Source organism: Shewanella sp. MTB7, from assembly GCF_027571385.1.
Classification (GTDB): domain Bacteria; phylum Pseudomonadota; class Gammaproteobacteria; order Enterobacterales; family Shewanellaceae; genus Shewanella.
On the sequence record NZ_CP085636.1, the window covers coordinates 5,110,290 to 5,129,174 of the forward strand.

Sequence of the window (18,885 nt, forward strand, 5' to 3'; positions counted from 1 at the left end):
ATTTTTCGCCGTATAACCAAATTCTGTAAGCAGTTATTTGATAATAACCAAACAACTGAAGAGACCACACAAACAGGCCTGAGCTTATCGGTTGTTCCGAGACAAGACCACTCAATATCTCGTAGTCAGATGAGCGAAAATGCCATAAAGGTACTCTATCGCCTACATAAATCAGGCTTTAAAGCTTATTTGGTAGGTGGAGGCGTACGTGACATCTTATTGGGCTTGCAACCTAAAGATTTTGATGTGGTAACCAATGCCACACCTGAAGAGATCAAACGTCTGTTTCGTAACTGTCGACTCGTCGGTAGACGTTTTCGATTAGCCCATATCGTCTTTGGCCGTGATGTTATTGAAGTGGCAACCCTTCGTGGTCACCATGTAGATACTGAAGAGAAAATCTCAAAAACCAATGCAGAAGGTAGATTGCTGCGTGATAACGTCTATGGCAGTATCGATGAAGATGCTGAGCGTCGTGACTTCACCATCAACGCCCTCTACTACGATATCAGTGATTTCTCGATCCACAGTTACGGTGGCGGTCTAGAAGATCTGAATTCTCGTACCATCAGAATGATTGGCGATCCTAACACGCGTTATCGTGAAGATCCTGTGCGCATGCTTAGAGCCGTACGCTTCGCGACCAAGCTTGGTATGACTGTTGAAGAGAAAACTGCGACGCCTATCTATGAACTAGCGCCGCTACTTAAAGATATTCCTGCAGCCCGTATGTATGAAGAAGTACTCAAGCTTTTCTTCAACGGTCAGGCTGAAAACAACTTTACCATGATGCGTAAGTTTGGCTTATTTCAACCTCTTTTTCCGCTTGTAGACTTGCTACTAACCGAAGACCCTAAAGGTCCTACGACTAAGATGCTGCAAGTGATCATGAAAAACACTGACGCACGTGTACACGCTGAAAAAACGGTAACACCCGCTTTCTTCTATGCCGCTATCCTGTGGTATCCATTGACCCAACGTGCCGATGATATTGCACTCGAAAGCGGTCTAAGCTTGTATGATGCTTATTATGCGGCGATGGGGGATGTCATGGAGCAGCAGTGCCAGACCATCAGCATTCCTCGTCGTTTCAGTACGCCGGCGAAAGATATTTGGCAGCTTCAGTTACGCTTTGATCGTAACCAAGGTACCCGCGCCTTCAAGTTTATCGAAAATCCTAAGTTCCGCGCAGCCTACGATCTGTTGCTATTAAGAGGTGATGCTGAAGGCGGTGCTGTTGCTAAATCCGCTTCATGGTGGAGAAGCTTTGTCGATGCTGGAGAGGAGCAACGTAGCGTGATCGCTCGCTCAACCAATAAAGGGGGCAGTCGTAATCGTAACTCAAATCAGCGTAAGCGACGCAAGCCAGCCAATAAGACAGAAAAACCTGCTGAGTAATGACTAAGGTTTTTGTAGCGTTAGGGGCAAACCTTACCGATCCGGTGTCTCAGTTAGATAATGCGTGTCTTGCACTGGCTGAACTCGCTGAGGTTAATCCTGTTAACGGGTTAACCTCCCTTAACGTCTCCCCCTACTATCGCTCAGCGCCAATGGGTGAAGTTGAGCAGCCTGACTATGTCAATGCTGTTGCCAGCTTCGACACGGCTCTTTCTCCTATCGCACTGCTTGATGCATTACAAAAAATAGAGAACGAACAGGGCCGAGTGAGATTGGAACGCTGGGGCCCACGTACCTTAGATCTTGATATTTTACTCTATGGTAAGCAAATCATAGATTCTCCTAGACTCATCATCCCTCACTATGGCATGAAGCAACGCAGCTTTGTTCTTCTACCTCTGGCTGATATTGCACCTAGGATAACCCTGCCCTGTGGGACACCACTCAATCAATTAATTAATGTTGAATTAGCGGCTCAAATCGAACAAATAGTCAGATAACATTGAACTCAGCCCTTAGTTAGCATATAAAGCACACTACTAAGATTAAAACTGATGCCCAAGCAAGCTCGAAATGCAGGATTCAGCATATCTAGTATTAGCTTGGGTATAGACCTAAGTAACTGCCTCATTGTGTTGCTACTTATGTATCGTTTTTACATTAATAAACCCGATTAAGATCACCACTATGTCTAAGATAACTAGCTCTACCCTGCTCAAATTTAAGCAGGAAGGTAAAAAGTTCACTGCACTAACCGCCTATGATGCCAGCTTCGCCAGTGCATTCGATAGCGAAGGAGTCGACGTTTTACTCGTCGGGGACTCCATGGGAATGGTGCTTCAAGGACATGATGATACGCTACCAGTTTCAGTAGAAGATATTGCTTACCATACTCGCTGTGTTCGCCGTGGTATTAAGCATTCACTGCTTATTTCCGACATGCCATTTATGAGCTATGCCACCCCTGAACAAGCCATGCTCAATGCCACCACACTGATGCAGGCAGGTGCTAACATGGTTAAGGTTGAAGGCGGACATTGGCTGCTTGAAACCGTCACTAAACTGACTGAACGTGGTATCCCTGTTTGTGCTCATTTGGGCTTAACCCCTCAATCCGTTCACGTATTTGGTGGTTTTAAAATCCAAGGGCGAGATGCTGATAATGCTCAACGTATTCTTGATGAAGCTAAAGCATTAGAAGCTGCCGGTGCCCAGCTACTCGTGGTTGAATGTATTCCAGCAAGCTTAGCTCAAGCAATAACCGCAGCCCTGACTATTCCGGTTATAGGCATAGGTGCTGGTGCTGACACCGATGGTCAAATCTTAGTTATGCATGATGTCCTTGGGATCTCCAGCGGCTATATTCCACGTTTTTCTAAAAACTACCTCAAGCAAACCGGTGAAATTCGTGAAGCCATCCGTGCTTACATCGATGAAGTAGAGAAAGGGATCTTCCCTGGTAGCGAGCATACATTTAGCTGAAAATAAGAGTAAAGCCACTAGTTAGCTATCTATTAATGGCTTTTAAACTAAGTTATATGCTGACTATCTACCTTCAATAGTCAGCAGTGATTAAGGTATTACAGTAGTAAAATGATCACCACTCAAGAGATTCAACAGATCCGAGAACAGGTTCGAGTTTGGCGTGCAAAAGGCGAGAGTATCGCGTTTGTGCCTACTATGGGAAACTTACATCTAGGCCATATCACCCTAATTAAAGAGGCTGTTCAACGCGCTGACCATGTTGTTGCTTCCATTTTCGTTAACCCAATGCAGTTTGGACAAAATGAAGACCTCGATGCTTACCCCAAAACCTTAGCCGCAGATACACTCGCCTTGAGTGAAGCGGGAGCAGAGTTATTGTTCACCCCAACGCCTGAGATCATCTATCCCAAAGGTACGGGTCAACAGAGCTATGTTGAAGTGCCAGAAATTGGCGATCAACTCTGTGGTGCTAGTCGCCCGGGTCACTTCCGTGGTGTAGCAACCGTTGTTTGTAAGCTATTTAATATCGTCCAGCCAGATATCGCGCTATTTGGCCGTAAAGATTTTCAACAACTGATGATCATCAAAACCATGGTAGAAGATCTTTCATTGCCAATTGAAATCATTGGGGTCGATACCATACGCGAGGTTTCTGGCTTAGCCATGAGTTCACGTAATGGTTATTTGACAGCAACACAAAAGAGTCAAGCTGCCATATTAAAACAGACCATGGACAAGCTCTGTGCTGACGTCAAACAGGGCAATTCAATTGAATTAGCGATTAAGAAGAGTAAGCAGACTCTTATCGAAGCAGGCTTTACGCCTGACTATCTAGAGCTTCGTAGCGCAAACGATCTGTCTAAGGTCACTGATGAGCAAAGCGAACTCGTCATCCTTGTTGCAGCCTATATGGGAAAAACTCGTCTTATCGATAACCTCTGCTTTAAACGATAGTTGTTTAGGGGCATAACTGCTTATACCAATCAGTATAAAGATTTGATCGCTCAGCGAGAGTTTAGCGGTCCTGAGGCAAGGCAACGAGTGAAGAGCATAGTTATTCTACGGTTAAGCTCGTTAACACAGGATCAGAACCGCTAAAACTCGCCTGTAAGGAGTGTTTTTGGCTGCCTATTTCTGCGTTGAATGAACTCACAAGGGAACAACCATTATGTCATCCATTCGCCTTGAATTAGTTTGCCAAAAAACACTCTGAGTAGATCAACTTCTTATACTGATTGGTATTACGCCCCTACTCTCTCCTTTTCACCTCGTTACACTCAAAATTACTGTTACTTTTCAATGTACCCTGTTAAATCTAAGTTGCAAAAAACTGGTTTTATTGGTCAAGTTACGCCATAGTATTTAGAATTAGTTGATTAAGTGCTCCACAAGAGATATCAACGGTTTTTATCCTTAGGTCATTCTGACCAACAACTGTAATTAATAAGGGCAATACATAGGATGTACAGCCAATTGGCCAGAATATTCATTACAATCATAGCGCTATTTATAATGAATCAGGCACAAGCCGATATCATCTATAAGTGTGTCAAAGGCGAAAAGGTCGTATTCAGTCAAACCACCTGCCCCAAAGAGTTCAGTCAACTAAAAATAGAGTTTGATCTAGGAATAACAACCGAGACGGATTCCGATAAGCGTGAAAATAAAATCGATCCAATTAAAATATTACTCACCGATGACTCTCTCTCTATCGAGAAACAGATGCGCCTACTCGAAGCTGAGACTTATCGGTTAAATCAAGAAAATAGTTACTTCGAGATCCTAAGAACCAGTGAGTTACAAAAAGTCAGACGTCAAAAGTTTTGGCAGAAAAAAGAGACCAGTGATCCTGAATATCTTGCTGAAATAGAAACAATAAATATTTACTTTGATGAGATAATAGCTAGTAATAAAAAAATTATAATACTCCTCGATACTCGCAAATCACAAATTAAAATGGAAGTGGAAGATAAAGCAGCGCAATAATCTTACGCTATTCCTCACTCATTCAACTTCTGTTAACCGCGATCATTATGTGGCGGAACTTCACAAAACTGGTGACCAATACAGATGCCGCCATCCACGGCATTACCGCCCGATACAGACTCTAATAAAGCGTCCTCAATAAGCGTTATTCTATTATTTTGAACACTGCCAGACTCAGCTAAAGTTTGATTTGCGATGCTTGCTTTATCTTTATTCGTAGTTGTTTTCATTTTTCCATCCTTAAATTAAAACTCTGCCAAATTGGCACTGTATTTTCCCTATAACACCCGGTTCATCGCTACCCATCACATACCCAATGTGTTAACAATGGTTAGGTGCACACTGTACGAATCACTAACCTGATGCATTTTAACAATAGAAGTAAGGATGATTTGAGGGCTTAACAAGGTTGATTACCTCGCAAAACTAGGGTTTGTTAGCTTAGTAAACTATTAACAAACAAAAGAAAAAAACTAAAAACGTCCAAAATTAAAATTGGTTGCCGAAAAGCATAACATTAAAGAATAAAGCCTAAGATTGAACAAAAAGTTCAACATGAGCCCTGAATAACAGATTAAAATTAACAAGGATGAACCAGTATGTTCAAAAACTATCACTATAGCTTGGTCAGCTATTTAGTGTTTTCCCTTAGTCTTCTCTTTTCCCCGGGAGTCTATGCTGAAACTTGTTTAACCAGTCGTAATGAAATTAAAGATACCAGTCAAACAATCTTAATTTGTCAGCAGCAACTAAAACAAACCGCTCATGACTCTGAACGTTTTTACTCTCTGTCCCTCTCTCTTGCAAAACTTTATCAACAATCGGGCGATCTAAACTCTGCAAAGCTAATGCTAAATCAAGTATTAGCCAAATATACCAAGATTAACCAAATAGAGCAGGTCCAGGTAAACAGGCAGTTAGGGGTTATCTACTTTCATCAGCGTGATTATGAAAAATCATTTGATACTTTTGAACAAGCACTCAGCCTATCAATCAAGCTTAAAAACAGCACGTTTATCGCACTTGGTTACAATGATCTGGCCAATATTTATCATATCTATGGCGATCTCGAAACCAGCACCAGCTTGCTCTTAAAAAGCTACGACATTCATACGGCAGAACATAATGAACTTGGCCAAGCCAGTGTGCTCAATAATTTAGGTTCCCTCTATAAAGATAAAGGTGATTACAATGAGGCCATCGTTTCATACAGGAATGCTTACACTATCTACACTCGATTAGGCCGAGAGCTTCAAGCTGCTTTAACACTTTCAAACCTAGGTGAAACCTTTCAATTAAATGGTGATCCTGTTAAGGCTATTGAACTATTAAGTCAATCTGTTGAGAGCCTAAAACAGCTCAATTCATTTAGATTCCTAGCTGAGATCTACATTTTACTGGCTCAAATATCGGTTGACAATGTTTCAGCTGAGCAAGCTCAGTACTGGCTAGATCAATCCAGACTCACCACCAACTTAATTCAATCCTCGGAAAAAAACCCTAAATACTGGTTTGTTCAAGGCTTAGTATGGGAGAAAAAAGACCAACTTGATAAGGCTGCTGAAAACTATGAAAAAGCATTCCAACAGGTTAATCAGTATAAGGAGTATCCTTTTCAAAAACAGCTCTACACGGCAATGGCTGAACTCAATGAACAAGTACAAGACTACGAGGCATCCAGTAAGTATTGGCGCATCTATGCGGATACTCTTAACTCGCAGTTGACACTGAAAAATACCATTCACTCAAAGAATATTCGCAGCACCTTTACTTTTGAACCAAGCGAGTCATCAGGCTTAAATACCACGATAATACTTATTCTTATTTTATCGGTGTTACTTGTTTGTCTCACCTTGTATATTTTTCTTTCGAGAAAAACCAAATTGACTCCGACATACAAAGAGGAATCTGCTAACGGGAATGGTTCAATAAAACAACTTGAAAAAGTCCCCTTTGGTAGCAGTGCTGCCACCGACACTGATGCTGTTCAAGCAGAATCTCGAATTTCGACTCTGAGCCTAAGTGAGAGTGAACAAGCAGAGCAGATCCGACATCAGTTGATTGAGTTAATGCACTTAGCGCTACAGATGTGGGAGGAATCGACGCAAACCAGCAAGCTCGAACTCGCTCAACAGAGTAAAATATGGAGTGTGGGAATTGACGATGGACGCATAAGAGCCCGAGCCATGGAGCGGTACTTCGGTCTAAATACCTTACCGCAAAAACCCAGGTGGCGCTCTGTTGTACGAACCTGTAATTACGTTTTACAAAAGTGTCAGGGTAAAAGTCTTTATCGAGAGGAGCTAGAGGGTAAGCTAAAACATTTTCAGGATATGGTAAAAAGAAAAGCCATTATCGACAGTAAAAGCCCTGGGAACGATGAAGAGATCTGTGACCACCATTAACAAAACGCCCTTGTTTTATATCAATCTAGATAAAACAAGGGAGTTAATACCGTAAACAATTATCTAGCACTCGATGCTACCGGCATAGTATGTGTTGGTAGGTTATCCACTCTTCTCGCTTTACCGTAGTCTTCTTTATTCACCTCGATACACTCGCCTTTGACAAACTTAACAATTCTATCAGCAGACATAATCGTTTGCGGCCTATGAGCAATCATTACTCGAGTAATATTCAACTTACGTATCGAATTATTCACATGCTGCTCAGCGTGTAGATCTAAACTCGATGTTGCTTCATCTAAAAATAGAATTTTAGGGCGCTTATACAAGGCTCTGGCTAAAAGTAATCTCTGCACTTGCCCACCAGAAAGTGATGAGCCCATATCACCTATCAGCGAACGGTATCCCATAGGTAGCACCAATATATCCTTATGTATCCCGGCTAATTGGGCGCACTCCTCTGCCCAATTCTTATCCGGATCTTGGCTGAAAAAGCTAATATTTTCCATTATGGTACCTGACAACAGCTGATCGTTTTGCAACACACTGGCAATTTGGCTTCTGAAATTGAGCAGTCCTGTCTTTCTAATATCTTGATCATCAACCATCACCGCACCAGATGTAGGTTTGAGTAAGCCTAACATCACCTTCATCAAGGTGCTTTTACCACAACCTGACGGCCCCACTATAGCCACTGATTCACCTGGTTTCACAGAGAGGTTAATCTCACTCAGGACATCTGGCTCTTCATCAGAATAACTAAAACAGATCTTATTCATCAACAAGGATCCAGTCACATTAAACTCTTCATCGACTTCACCTAAATCAGCCTCCTCTTGAGTCAGAGTGATGTCACCAAGACGCTCTAGGTGCAATGAACACATCTTAAATTCAATATACTTATCGATTAAGTTACTTATTTTCTGTTCGAACTGAGTTTTATAAGAGACAAAAGCCAGTAGCATCCCCACAGTGAGCAGATTATCCATCACCATAGAGGCACCGTAATAGATGACTAAAATATTCTCTAACCCAAAAATCAACATACTAGTCCAACTAAAAAGCACACGTAAACGCTCCACTTTAATCGAAGTATTTGCCGTATCAACATTATAGTTATCAAATAGATTCAGTCGGTCACTCTCTTTAGTGAACAGCTTAATGCTTTGTATCCCTCTAACTGACTCCATAAAGTTACTGTCTTTCTTTGCCGTACACACAATATTCTCACGGCTGACACTTCTCAGTTTTTTATAAGAGATTGAACGAACAATCAAATATAAACCTGATGCAGCTAATACCAACAGCATCAAATCGACATTATAGATATACATCATCACCAACAGGCCTATCACAATTAATCCATCAACCAAGCTCTCAATCAAGGTTGTGGTTAACAGGTTTTTGAGAGAATCCAATGAGCGAAATCGTGAAACAACATCACCTATATGTCGCTTTTCAAAGAAATCCATCGGCAACTTAAACAGATGCCGAACAAGATTTGAGTTCATCTGCAATGACAGCTGGTTTCCCAGTAACATTATCACCAAAGAGCGCAGCGCCGTAGAGAGCGCCTGTAAGAGCAACACACCACCAAATCCGAATGCCAGTATACTCATCAGACTGTAATCATTAGAAATGAGCACATCATCAACGGTGAGCTGCATATAAATAGGCGTAACTAAGATAAAACTCTGTAACAACATAGAGAACAGGAATACGGTCAAGAGAGATCGTTTCCAGCCAACAAGGTTTGACCAAAAAGAGGTGAGTGTGGCTTTAGGTGGCTCCTCCTGAACTTTAAAGTTACCAGATGGGGTAAACTCCATCGCCACCCCAGTAAAGCAAGTCGAAAGCTCCTCTTTGGTACAGATACGCTCACCCAGTGCGGGGTCATGCAAGTGATATCGATTACCAGAGACCTTCTTTAACACCACGAAGTGATCTAAATTCCAATGCAAAATACAGGGTGTTTTGAGCTGATTAACAACATCAAGATCACACTTAAGCGCTCTGTGAGTTAACCCCACCTTGCCAGCAATGTCTGTCATCCCTTTTAAGGTAGAACCCTTCATCGACACGCGATGCAGTTGGCGTAACTGGAACATGTCAGTATTGTGGCCATAATAACTCGCGATCATCGCCATGCAGGCAAGTCCACACTCAGCCGATTCTGTTTGTTGAATAACGGGTAATACATGACCGCCTGAAAAATTGATTCTATCGATAAGAGATGACATTTATCTGTTCCTCAAGCTATAAATTGGTTCCAAAACCCACTGAACTAAGCTGCGATTCTCCAGTTTTACACTCGCCTCCAACTCCATTCCTACGCCCAATGTGATCTCTTCACCTTGAGCGCTCACTGACTGCGAATCTAAGCCAACGATCACCTTGTAGACCGCTCCAGCTAACTCAACACTGGTTTCCAGTTCCTCCGGAAGAGAGATCACTTTAGACACGCTCAACACCTTACCGGTCTGCAGACCAAAATGTTGATATGGGAAAGCGCTGTAGCGCATAGACACCTCTTGAGCTGGCTTAATAAAGCCGATAGACGTCGCCGGTACGTAAAGCTCAGCTTGAAGCTGTGAATCTTGTGGGATTAGGCTCACCATCACGTTACCAGGACGAACAAACTCCCCTACATGGGTCAGCTGATTGCCTATCACCCCATTTAATGGTGCATAGACCCGGTAATCGATATTGGATGAAACCTCAGTGATCCTTTGCTTATTCTCAATCAAGTTGCGCTTCAGGCGATTGAGCTTCTCTTTGAAGTGGCCAGGTTTAAGTTCAAGTTCATTGTTAAGCTCAACCAACAGGGATTGAGTCGAATTTAACTTCATCAGTAGATCATTTCGCTTAGACTGCAGCGATAAATGCTCCTCAATCACTTGGTCCAACTGAGCTTGATTGGTATGACCCGCCTTTAATAACTTTTCATTACGAGCCAGACCAGCAGAGGATAACTCAACTCTTTGATCGTAAATGGCTAGCTGCTCATTGATCTGTCTAATCTCAGTGGCTTTCGATGAAACTTTGCTTTTAATTAAAGCAACCTCTAAGCCTAATGCCTCCTCTGCGATGGTAATGTCTCGCGCCAAGGAAGACTGCAGCTCCATCTGTTGAGCTAAGATGCTTTGATCTAAGTTTTGGTCAAAAGAACTGTGTCTATCTGTCGAGATCACATAAAGAAGATCACCTTTGTTTACCGAATCTCCTTGCTGAACTAGTTGTTCTATAATTTGGCCCTCTCGCCTCGCACTGACCTTAACTAATCCCTTATCAACCGTAATCACACCAAATACGTCAGCGTATTTGGTGTAAGAACCAACAAAAAGAAAAACCAATAAGCCGGAGACAACCAGAAACATTAACACAGCTATCCACTGATACTCCTTAGGTTGCCTTAGAAAAACGGTCCCTAGAGAGTGGGTATCACCTTTCTCTAAAACCTCTTTTCTAAATAGCTGTTTAGATGGACTTAGCTCTTCCATGACAGGCTCCTATAACCATATGTTTAAATTAAGCCGCATCAGAAAGTTCTGCATGACGTCGAGCTAACTCTTGTAGCAATGACTCACTACGTTTAAGCTCTGTGTTTAATGCCATCTCACATAAACTTTTAGATGTATAACGCTGAGGATATTGCTTATACCAGCGCATAAATGTGTGTTCACCTAGCTGATCATAAATAAACTCATACTGCCAACGCTTCTTATTCATTAATGCTGTTTTACGCTCAGATAGAGAATAGCCATCTAGCTCACTCTCAGCCGAAGCAACACCTTCTGCTGTCATAGGAGAGTGATGAATATAGCCACCAAAAAAATCCTTACAGAACTGACCGTAGTCACGGGTAAATAACATAAAGTTATGCCACATTTCATCCAACACCACTAATGCACGGTCGATAACAACAGGCTGATCAATTCCTTGTTCACGCGCTTCTGCAGCCATCCATAACCAACGTTTTACATCTTCAAATATCTCTACTGCTTCAGCTTCTTCAACGCCATAGAGCTTAATAAAACGATCGGTAACATTTTTATTCTGGTAAGCGAGTACAGCTTCTATCTTTGACTTTTTCATATAGCCTCCGAACAGGTTATTTAGGGGGAATCACTCAGAAATACAAATAGGCATACATATAGGGTCACAACGACCCGGCAAACAAATATCAGAGCACGAGGAAGCTAGTCCGCCAGCAACGTTATTCAATAACTGCTCCTCAATGAGTACAAACTTCTCATCCTGTGCTTGTTGGCTGCCAACATGACTTGGTTGATTATCTACAGTTAATTTTTTCATAGTGAGCTCCTGCATAATGAGGTTTCTGTACGCCTTAGACAGCAATGGTTTGCTTAGTAAATTGGCTCAGTTCAGGGGTAAGCACCGTCTCGTCACCTAATCGTTCTTGACGATTCAAAGCCAGATTTAATAAAGCACTAGGGGTATATTTTTTAGGGTATTCCCTGTACCAGAGCAGAAACTCCTCTTTACCTAACTGGTCATACACAAACTCATATTGCCAACGCTTTTTTTCCAACATCTCCTGAGCAATCACCTGTGGCTCCTTGCCCTCCATTGAATCTCTGAACTCCTTTTCCATCGACTTAGTCATTGGCATATGGTTAATATAATGACCAAAAAAATGTTTACAAAATTTGATGTAATCGTTAGAGCAGAGAATAAAGTTGTGCCACATCTCATCGATAACGATAAGGGGAGTATCGATAGATAACTGAATATCTATGCCCAGATTACGTCTTTGGTAACAGAGCCACAGCCATTTTTTTGCACTATTGAAGATGACGCTTGTATCCGCTTTATCTATGCCATAAATCTCCATAAAGCGCTTCTCTACTGCCGGATTACTGTAGGCCAGTACCTCACTTAATGTTGTTTTCTCCATGATATATCTCCTTGTAAGGCAGGATGCTCGGAACACTGCAGTTCCGAGCATTAGCCTAATACTCTATTTAGTCATCGAAACAAAGTGATAGACAAAACTCGAGACAAAGCTCCAAGCAAAATGCTTCCGCACGTCCACCAGATACGTTTTCTAACAATGCTTCTTCAATTAGTTCAATCTTGTTATTTGTGTTCATGGGTAAATCCTATTTAATTTATTAAATGTTTAATTCAATTTGTAGTTAATATTAATTTAGTCATCAAAACAAAGTGATAAGCAAAACTCAAAACAAAGCTCCAAGCAAAATGCTTCCGCACGTCCACCAGATACATTTTCTAACAGTGCTTCTTCAATTAGTTCAATTTTATTATTTGCGTTCATGGGTAAATTCCTTATTTAAGTTTATTTATTTGTATTTTAATTTGCGTTTAACGAGCATTGAGATAGCTAAACTCTATTAATCAGGTTGAAAAATACATTGGATGCAACTAAGACAGCTGATACAGAATTCCTGCTCTCGTCCACCAGATACATTTTCTAACAAGGTTTCTTCAATTAGCTCGATTTTGTCATTTGTTTCCATGGTTAAATCCTCATTTCAATTTATATATAGTTAGTTATTTATGCCGTAAAGTGTTTATTTCCCTAAAACCTGTTTCACTAACCTGCTCTCATGTCATGTTTTGGTTTGAGAAGTTAAGTCCCTATATAGGTCGTCAACTCTTATCTATATACACGTCAATCAAACTTGCTTTTGAATCAGCCCTTCTGGGATTGAACAACTTCGGGGCTGACTTCATTTAGCGATATTAAAACCATGATGGGTAGGAGCATTAAGGGGTATTCACAGGAATATACGGGGTGTAACGACGGGGTCTTTTAAAAGTTAATTTACTGATAAAATTTAAATTTTTAGTGAATCCGTCCTAAAACGCCCCGCTAAAAAATTGCCATTGACGATTATTATTGGCGTTAAATAAGGGGGGTTTATTGATTAATTGAGGATAAATAGAGAAGTGTTTAACATTTGATAGCGGAAATGAGCTAATTAATGAGCTTAGTGATTAAATTTATATGAAGAAAAGAGAAAATATGACCGAAATTAACTGGCCACTGTTGTAGTGCAAAGCTTGGGGCTAAAGATTTTCCCCAAGCTTTTGAAGTCATACGCTACCTAGAAAATGAAAATTAACTTCTTAAGCCAATTCCACGGCTAATTAAGTAATAAGCCAACGCCCACAAACTGACACAAAATCCAACCATCACAGCGATCGAGAGTGGAATGCTGATATCCGCATAGCCTAAGAAACCATAGCGAAATACATTAATCATATAGACCACAGGATTAAGCTGGGACACCCCTTGCCAAAAATCAGGCAACAGAGATAAGGAGTAAAATACGCCCCCAAGATAAGTCAGTGGCGTCAGTACAAAAGTAGGGACAATACTGATGTCATCATAGCTTTTGGCAAATATCGCATTGATTAAACCGCCTAATGAAAACAAGATTGAAGTTAGTAATACCGTCACAGCAACCAATCCAGCATGTTGTAAGCGAATATCAACGAAAAACATGGCCACAAACGTCACAATAGCACCGACACATAAACCTCGAGCGACACCACCGCCCACATAACCAGCAATAATCACATAATGTGGTACTGGTGCGACGATTAACTCTTCTAGATTACGCTGAAACTTAGCGCTAAAAAATGAGGAAGCTACATTAGAGTAAGACGCGGTGATCACAGACATCATGATAAGGCCAGGAGCGATAAACTCCATATAAGAAACCCCTCCCATCTCACCAATACGTTTACCCACTAAATTGCCGAAAATAAGAAAATAGAGCGTCATGCTTATCGCCGGAGGCACTAACGTTTGTACCCAGATACGCGTAAAACGATTAATCTCTTTGGTTAAGATACTCTTAAATGCTATTGCATATAGGGCTCTCATATTCATGCTGATGCCCCTTTATCAACCGCTACATTGTTAACTGACGCTTGTAGTTCACCACTCTTATTTGTCTGAATAGCGCCTCTTTTCACCAACTCCACAAACAACTCCTCTAAACGGTTCGCTTTATTGCGCATAGATAGAACCTCAATACCTTGCTCACTCAACTGAGCAAAAACATGGTTAATACTCTGCTCTTTGGCAACATCTATCTCTAAAGTATGGGCAAAAGTTAAACGACAGGGAAAGCCTTCGAGCTCTGGGACTTGGCTCAAATCAGCACCGAGATCTAAAATAAAGGTTTCAAGATTCAAACGACTAAGCAGTGACTTCATACTGGTACATTCAACCAAGACTCCCTTGTCAATAATACCAATATTACGGCACAGCATCTCAGCTTCCTCCAGGTAGTGAGTGGTCAAGATAATCGTCACTCCCTGTTGATTTAGCTCAGTCAAAAAGGTCCACATAGAACGTCGAAGCTCAATGTCTACACCTGCTGTAGGTTCATCTAGGATGAGTAATTTTGGTTCATGCATCAAGGCACGAGCAATCATAAGGCGGCGTTTCATACCACCAGAAAGCGCCATGGCTGGACTATCTCGTTTCTCCCATAAATCCAACTGAGTCAGGTACCTCTTCGCACGCTCCATAGCAACAGATCGTGAAACGCCATAATAGCCCGCTTGGTTAACGACTATCTGTAGTACCTTTTCAAACTGATTAAAATTAAATTCCTGTGGCACTAGGCCAATGCACAATTTTGCCAGTTCAAGTTCATGGTCAATATCATGCTCAAACACTGACACTTTGCCCGATGTTTTTTGTACCAGTGAGCTGATCACGCCAATCGTCGTTGACTTACCTGCACCATTGGGACCAAGAAGCGCAAAAAAGTCACCTTTCTCAACCGCTAAACTGACCCCTTTGACCGCTTCAACACCACCTTTATACGTTTTTCTTAGATCAGTGATCTCAAGGGCGTAAATAGGGGCATTCTCTTTATTTGCCATGTGAATCCTAATGTCGATATGTCACCGAGAAGAAAAATCTGAATATGTTCTATTGAGTAAACTGCTGGTATTAGACGAAAATAATAATAGTTCGCTAACCATCAGGCTATATTGGAACATATGATTAAAAAAAAACCCGCCTGCGGCGGGGTTTTTCAAATTAATTAAATAAGTAACTTAATCTAATGGAATCACTTTAGCGATATAGGGTAGATTACGATACTGCTCAGCATAATCGATACCGTATCCGACAATAAACTCATCAGGAATGGTAAAACCAATAAAATCGACATGAACATCAACTTCACGACGCTCAGGTTTATCAAGTAGAGTACAAAGTGCGAGGCTTTTAGGTTCACGTAAGCTCAGCATCTCACGGATCTTATTCAGTGTATTACCAGAGTCGATAAGATCTTCGACGATCAATACGTCTCGTCCTTTAATATCAGACTGTACATCTTTGAGAATTTTAACTTCACGAGTACTCGTCATAGCGTTGCCGTAACTAGAAACAGACATAAAGTCGATCTCTACATGGCCTTTTATACGACGACAAAGATCCGCCATAAATACCACGGAACCCTTAAGCAAACCAACCATGAGTAGGCGTTCGCTATCGGCATAGTGTGCATTGATCTGTTCAGCTAACAGATCCAGTTTCTGGTCAATCTCTTCAACAGAGATCATCTCTTCAATCGTGTGTTTCATAGTGCTCACAGCATAGCCTTATAAGATATCTTACTTGATGCGATCTTTGGTATTATTTTTGCTCATAACCCCAGCGATTTGATAATTCATGTTCCACGCCCAGATGATCAAGAATCCGAGCGACCATGAAGTTTACCAGATCTTGAATCGATTTGGGATCATGATAAAAGCCAGGGGAAGCTGGCATGATGGTTACCCCTAGCCGAGAAAGTGATAACATATGCTCTAAATGTATAGAACTAAAGGGAGTTTCTCTCGGAACCAAGATTAATTGTCCGCGCTCTTTAATGACCACATCGGCAGCCCGTTCTAACAAACTATTGCTCATACCTGTCGCGACGGAGGCCAAAGTCCCCGTACTGCATGGGCAAATCACCATCTGTTTTGGCGCTGCAGAGCCCGAAGCTGGCGGTGAAAACCACTCATCCTTACCTAACAAATGAAACTCACCAGTAAACTCCACGCCTAATCCAGCAAAAAATGCCAAGATTTGCTCTTTAGCCTTATCACTGTTGCCGCTCAGTTTTAGGCCTTGTTCGGTGGCTAACACCACTCGGGCGGCGCTGGATATCATTAAGAACACCTGATAATCAGCAACTAATAAACACTCAAGTAACTTAAGCCCATAAGGAGCGCCAGAAGCGCCAGTCCAAGCTAAGCTAATGGATTTAGTTTTTTTTGGGTAATTCATAAAATCTCATCAAATATCAAAAAATAGTTTCAAGCTATAAGTACTGAGCTTTAAGCCAAATCTGAAAAAGCGGCGAGTCACGAGTTCAAGATTGAACTAAGACAGCAGCAACAAAAACAAGACCGTCATACTCAACTTTACTGTTACTAATGAGTGGCATCTAGCTCTCATCTTGATTGCTCGTAACTCGTGTCATATCGCTTATAACTCGTAACTGCTCTTAACTCTTAGCGTTTAACTGCTTCAATAGCTTCTGATGCAAACCGCCGAAACCACCATTACTCATTACAATAATGGTATCACCGCACTGAGCTTTACCCACTACCGCGTCAATGATCTCATCGATGTCATATAGCACATTAACCGGCAATGTTGCTTTTTTCATCGCTGCGGCCAAATCCCAATCTATATTATCTGCTTGATAAAGGTATGCTTCATTAGCAAGGGACATAGAACCCGCTAAGGTATCTTTATGGACACCACTCTTCATGGTATTTGAGCGCGGCTCCAGAATAATCGTTATTTTAGCTTCACCGACTTTAGCTCGAGTGCCCTGTAACGTCGTAGCTATGGCCGTCGGATGATGGGCAAAATCATCATAAACGTCAATCCCATTCACAGTGCCAATAAGCTCCATTCGACGCTTAGGCGACTGAAAGTTAACTAATGCTTCTATAGCTGATTGTGGTTTTACGCCGACATGGCGTGCAGCAGCAATCGCCATTGTGGCATTCTCAACATTATGCTGGCCGATCAAGCTCCAATCTAGGATCCCCTGAGATTTACCCTCGAAAAACAACTCAAATTGATGACCATCATCGGCAATCAGGCGCGTTGCCCAATCTCCTTGAACTGCATTTGGCTGAGATTGAAATTGGGTATTAAGTTCAGTATTAGAGTGAGAATAAGTCTCCTGTTCACTCCAACATCCCATCTCAATCACCTCAGCAACGACTTTACTCTGCCTAGGCCAGATGATTTTCCCTTCGCTCGGCACGGTACGGATAACGTGATTAAACTGACGCTGAATCGCTTTTAAATCATCGAAGATATCCGCATGATCAAACTCTAGATTATTGATAACTAAGGTGCGAGGCTGATAATGAACAAACTTAGAGCGCTTATCAAAAAAAGCACTGTCGTATTCGTCTGCTTCCACCACGAAAAAGGACGAGTTGCCCAAACGGGCCGATACCCCGAAGTTTTGTGGCACACCGCCAATCAAAAATCCAGGCTCATAACCACAATCCTCTAATATCCACGCTAACATGCTTGCCGTTGACGTCTTGCCATGGGTGCCGGAAACAGCCAATACCCAACGATCTTTGAGAATCTGCTCCGCCAAAAATTGTGGGCCGGAAGTGTATCTAATACCACGATTTAGCACTGCTTCGACACATGGATTACCACGGCTCATGGCATTACCTATGACCACTAAATCAGGGCCATCATCTTCATTTTTGCCAAGTTGACTAGGATCAAAGCCTTGGATCAATTCGATACCTTGTTCTTCAAGCTGAGTGCTCATCGGTGGATAAACATTAGCGTCGCTACCGGTAACCTTATGCCCTTGTGATCGAGCCAAGAGTGCGAGGCCCCCCATAAAGGTGCCACAAATACCAAGAATATGTACATGCATCGGGTAAGTACTCTGATGAGGAATAATCTGAAGGGTATTCTAACGGCATGGAAGTCCAATGTCAGTTATCTATGGTTTAAATAACCTTAATTCTGGATAAGCCATGATCTGTTACCTAGGGACTGGTTTAATTAACAGCCTTCGGTGTCTATAAAAAAACTTTCTGTAGTACCAGTGTGATTATAACTGGCGTAGCATTTATCTGCGATGAGCGTCCCAGTGCCATAACCTATGCGAGAATTACCATTATCTTCATAAACACTAAGGTCACCATAGGAAACAAAACGATTAGTATTGGTTTTAGTTTCAGACACAGCCCCTGATAGACCAAAAAAGGTTTCTAAGAAGTACATATTAGGATTGGTTGCTTCACTTTTGTTTTCAGGATAGCCACGCCAAAACTCATAATTCCCATAATCAGTTTCAATCGTAACTTGATCTCCTAGCTGTCCTTTTATTTGCGCTTGAAGATGCAATAACGTTGTCATTGACTTCATGTCACCTAAAAAACTCTTAACAGCACTCACTTTTGCATCTTGGCTTAAGTTAATAAATTTGGGAGCTGCAACGACAGCTAAAACCCCCAAAATGATAATAACAACCACCAACTCAATCAAGGTGAATCCACTGGGTTTACCTGAGAATTTAGACGAATACATCAAAAAACCAAACCAATAATTATT

General features: G+C 41.7%; 21 protein-coding genes. 6 read left to right on the forward strand and 15 right to left on the reverse strand.

Annotated features, from left to right (window positions below):
- The first annotated feature begins 129 nt into the window (after positions 1-129).
- From HWQ47_RS22180 to HWQ47_RS22200, 5 genes are all read left to right on the forward strand, one after another.
- Entirely contained in the window at positions 130-1,398 is a 1,269-nt protein-coding gene (locus tag HWQ47_RS22180) for a polynucleotide adenylyltransferase PcnB (protein WP_269968170.1), read from the forward strand.
- The gene (gene folK / locus HWQ47_RS22185; RefSeq protein ID WP_269968171.1) at positions 1,398-1,898 is read left to right on the forward strand and encodes a 2-amino-4-hydroxy-6-hydroxymethyldihydropteridine diphosphokinase; all 501 of its coding nucleotides are present in this window, start codon (positions 1,398-1,400) and stop codon (positions 1,896-1,898) included. Before HWQ47_RS22180 ends, folK begins: the two co-directional genes overlap by 1 nt.
- A gap of 187 nt (positions 1,899-2,085) precedes the next feature.
- Entirely contained in the window at positions 2,086-2,880 is a 795-nt protein-coding gene (gene panB, locus HWQ47_RS22190; RefSeq protein ID WP_269968172.1) for a 3-methyl-2-oxobutanoate hydroxymethyltransferase, read from the forward strand.
- A gap of 111 nt (positions 2,881-2,991) precedes the next feature.
- Positions 2,992-3,837, forward strand: a complete 846-nt coding sequence (panC, locus tag HWQ47_RS22195; RefSeq protein ID WP_269968173.1) for a pantoate--beta-alanine ligase — start codon at positions 2,992-2,994, stop codon at positions 3,835-3,837.
- Between the two features lie 519 nt (positions 3,838-4,356).
- Positions 4,357-4,869, forward strand: coding sequence for a DUF4124 domain-containing protein (locus HWQ47_RS22200; RefSeq protein ID WP_269971827.1), 513 nt, complete (start codon positions 4,357-4,359; stop codon positions 4,867-4,869).
- 32 nt (positions 4,870-4,901) lie between these two features.
- Here the strand turns inward: HWQ47_RS22200 and HWQ47_RS22205 are convergent, their stop codons facing one another.
- On the reverse strand, positions 4,902-5,099 hold the full coding sequence (locus HWQ47_RS22205; RefSeq protein WP_269968174.1) for a hypothetical protein: 198 nt from the start codon (positions 5,097-5,099) through the stop codon (positions 4,902-4,904).
- Positions 5,100-5,468: 369 nt separating this feature from the next.
- Between HWQ47_RS22205 and HWQ47_RS22210 the strand changes: the two genes are divergently transcribed.
- Positions 5,469-7,274, forward strand: a complete 1,806-nt coding sequence (locus HWQ47_RS22210; protein ID WP_269968175.1) for a tetratricopeptide repeat protein — start codon at positions 5,469-5,471, stop codon at positions 7,272-7,274.
- Between the two features lie 59 nt (positions 7,275-7,333).
- On the opposite strand, the gene HWQ47_RS22215 is transcribed toward HWQ47_RS22210, so the two are convergent.
- The 14 genes from HWQ47_RS22215 to HWQ47_RS22280 all read right to left on the reverse strand — a co-directional run bounded on the left by HWQ47_RS22215 (position 7,334) and on the right by HWQ47_RS22280 (position 18,861).
- The gene (locus HWQ47_RS22215) at positions 7,334-9,514 is read right to left on the reverse strand and encodes a peptidase domain-containing ABC transporter (protein ID WP_269968176.1); all 2,181 of its coding nucleotides are present in this window, start codon (positions 9,512-9,514) and stop codon (positions 7,334-7,336) included.
- Positions 9,515-10,774: an HlyD family secretion protein gene (locus tag HWQ47_RS22220; RefSeq protein WP_269968177.1), complete on the reverse strand. Its 1,260-nt coding sequence runs from the start codon at positions 10,772-10,774 to the stop codon at positions 9,515-9,517. It abuts the gene before it with no gap.
- Between the two features lie 28 nt (positions 10,775-10,802).
- Positions 10,803-11,369, reverse strand: a complete 567-nt coding sequence (locus tag HWQ47_RS22225; protein WP_269968178.1) for a hypothetical protein — start codon at positions 11,367-11,369, stop codon at positions 10,803-10,805.
- A gap of 30 nt (positions 11,370-11,399) precedes the next feature.
- Positions 11,400-11,588, reverse strand: coding sequence for a hypothetical protein (locus HWQ47_RS22230; RefSeq protein WP_269968179.1), 189 nt, complete (start codon positions 11,586-11,588; stop codon positions 11,400-11,402).
- Positions 11,589-11,622: 34 nt separating this feature from the next.
- Complete coding sequence (locus HWQ47_RS22235; protein WP_269968180.1) at positions 11,623-12,192, reverse strand: hypothetical protein; 570 nt, start codon at positions 12,190-12,192, stop codon at positions 11,623-11,625.
- 67 nt (positions 12,193-12,259) lie between these two features.
- Positions 12,260-12,388 (reverse strand): hypothetical protein, encoded by a 129-nt coding sequence (locus tag HWQ47_RS22240; RefSeq protein WP_269968181.1) that lies wholly within the window; start codon positions 12,386-12,388, stop codon positions 12,260-12,262.
- Between the two features lie 56 nt (positions 12,389-12,444).
- Entirely contained in the window at positions 12,445-12,573 is a 129-nt protein-coding gene (locus HWQ47_RS22245) for a hypothetical protein (protein WP_269968182.1), read from the reverse strand.
- A gap of 76 nt (positions 12,574-12,649) precedes the next feature.
- On the reverse strand, positions 12,650-12,775 hold the full coding sequence (locus HWQ47_RS22250; RefSeq protein ID WP_269968183.1) for a hypothetical protein: 126 nt from the start codon (positions 12,773-12,775) through the stop codon (positions 12,650-12,652).
- A gap of 605 nt (positions 12,776-13,380) precedes the next feature.
- Positions 13,381-14,151, reverse strand: a complete 771-nt coding sequence (locus HWQ47_RS22255) for an ABC transporter permease (RefSeq protein WP_269971828.1) — start codon at positions 14,149-14,151, stop codon at positions 13,381-13,383.
- Positions 14,152-14,153: 2 nt separating this feature from the next.
- Positions 14,154-15,164 (reverse strand): ABC transporter ATP-binding protein, encoded by a 1,011-nt coding sequence (locus HWQ47_RS22260; protein WP_269968184.1) that lies wholly within the window; start codon positions 15,162-15,164, stop codon positions 14,154-14,156.
- A gap of 177 nt (positions 15,165-15,341) precedes the next feature.
- Positions 15,342-15,872, reverse strand: coding sequence for a hypoxanthine phosphoribosyltransferase (gene hpt, locus HWQ47_RS22265; RefSeq protein ID WP_269968185.1), 531 nt, complete (start codon positions 15,870-15,872; stop codon positions 15,342-15,344).
- A 52-nt stretch (positions 15,873-15,924) separates the two neighbouring features.
- Entirely contained in the window at positions 15,925-16,563 is a 639-nt protein-coding gene (locus HWQ47_RS22270) for a flavin prenyltransferase UbiX (protein ID WP_269968186.1), read from the reverse strand.
- Between the two features lie 220 nt (positions 16,564-16,783).
- Positions 16,784-18,202 carry a UDP-N-acetylmuramate:L-alanyl-gamma-D-glutamyl-meso-diaminopimelate ligase gene (gene mpl, locus HWQ47_RS22275; RefSeq protein WP_269968187.1) on the reverse strand — a complete coding sequence of 473 codons (1,419 nt, stop codon included), beginning with the start codon at positions 18,200-18,202 and terminating at the stop codon, positions 16,784-16,786.
- Between the two features lie 131 nt (positions 18,203-18,333).
- Entirely contained in the window at positions 18,334-18,861 is a 528-nt protein-coding gene (locus HWQ47_RS22280; protein ID WP_269968188.1) for a type II secretion system protein, read from the reverse strand.
- Positions 18,862-18,885 lie beyond the last annotated feature (24 nt).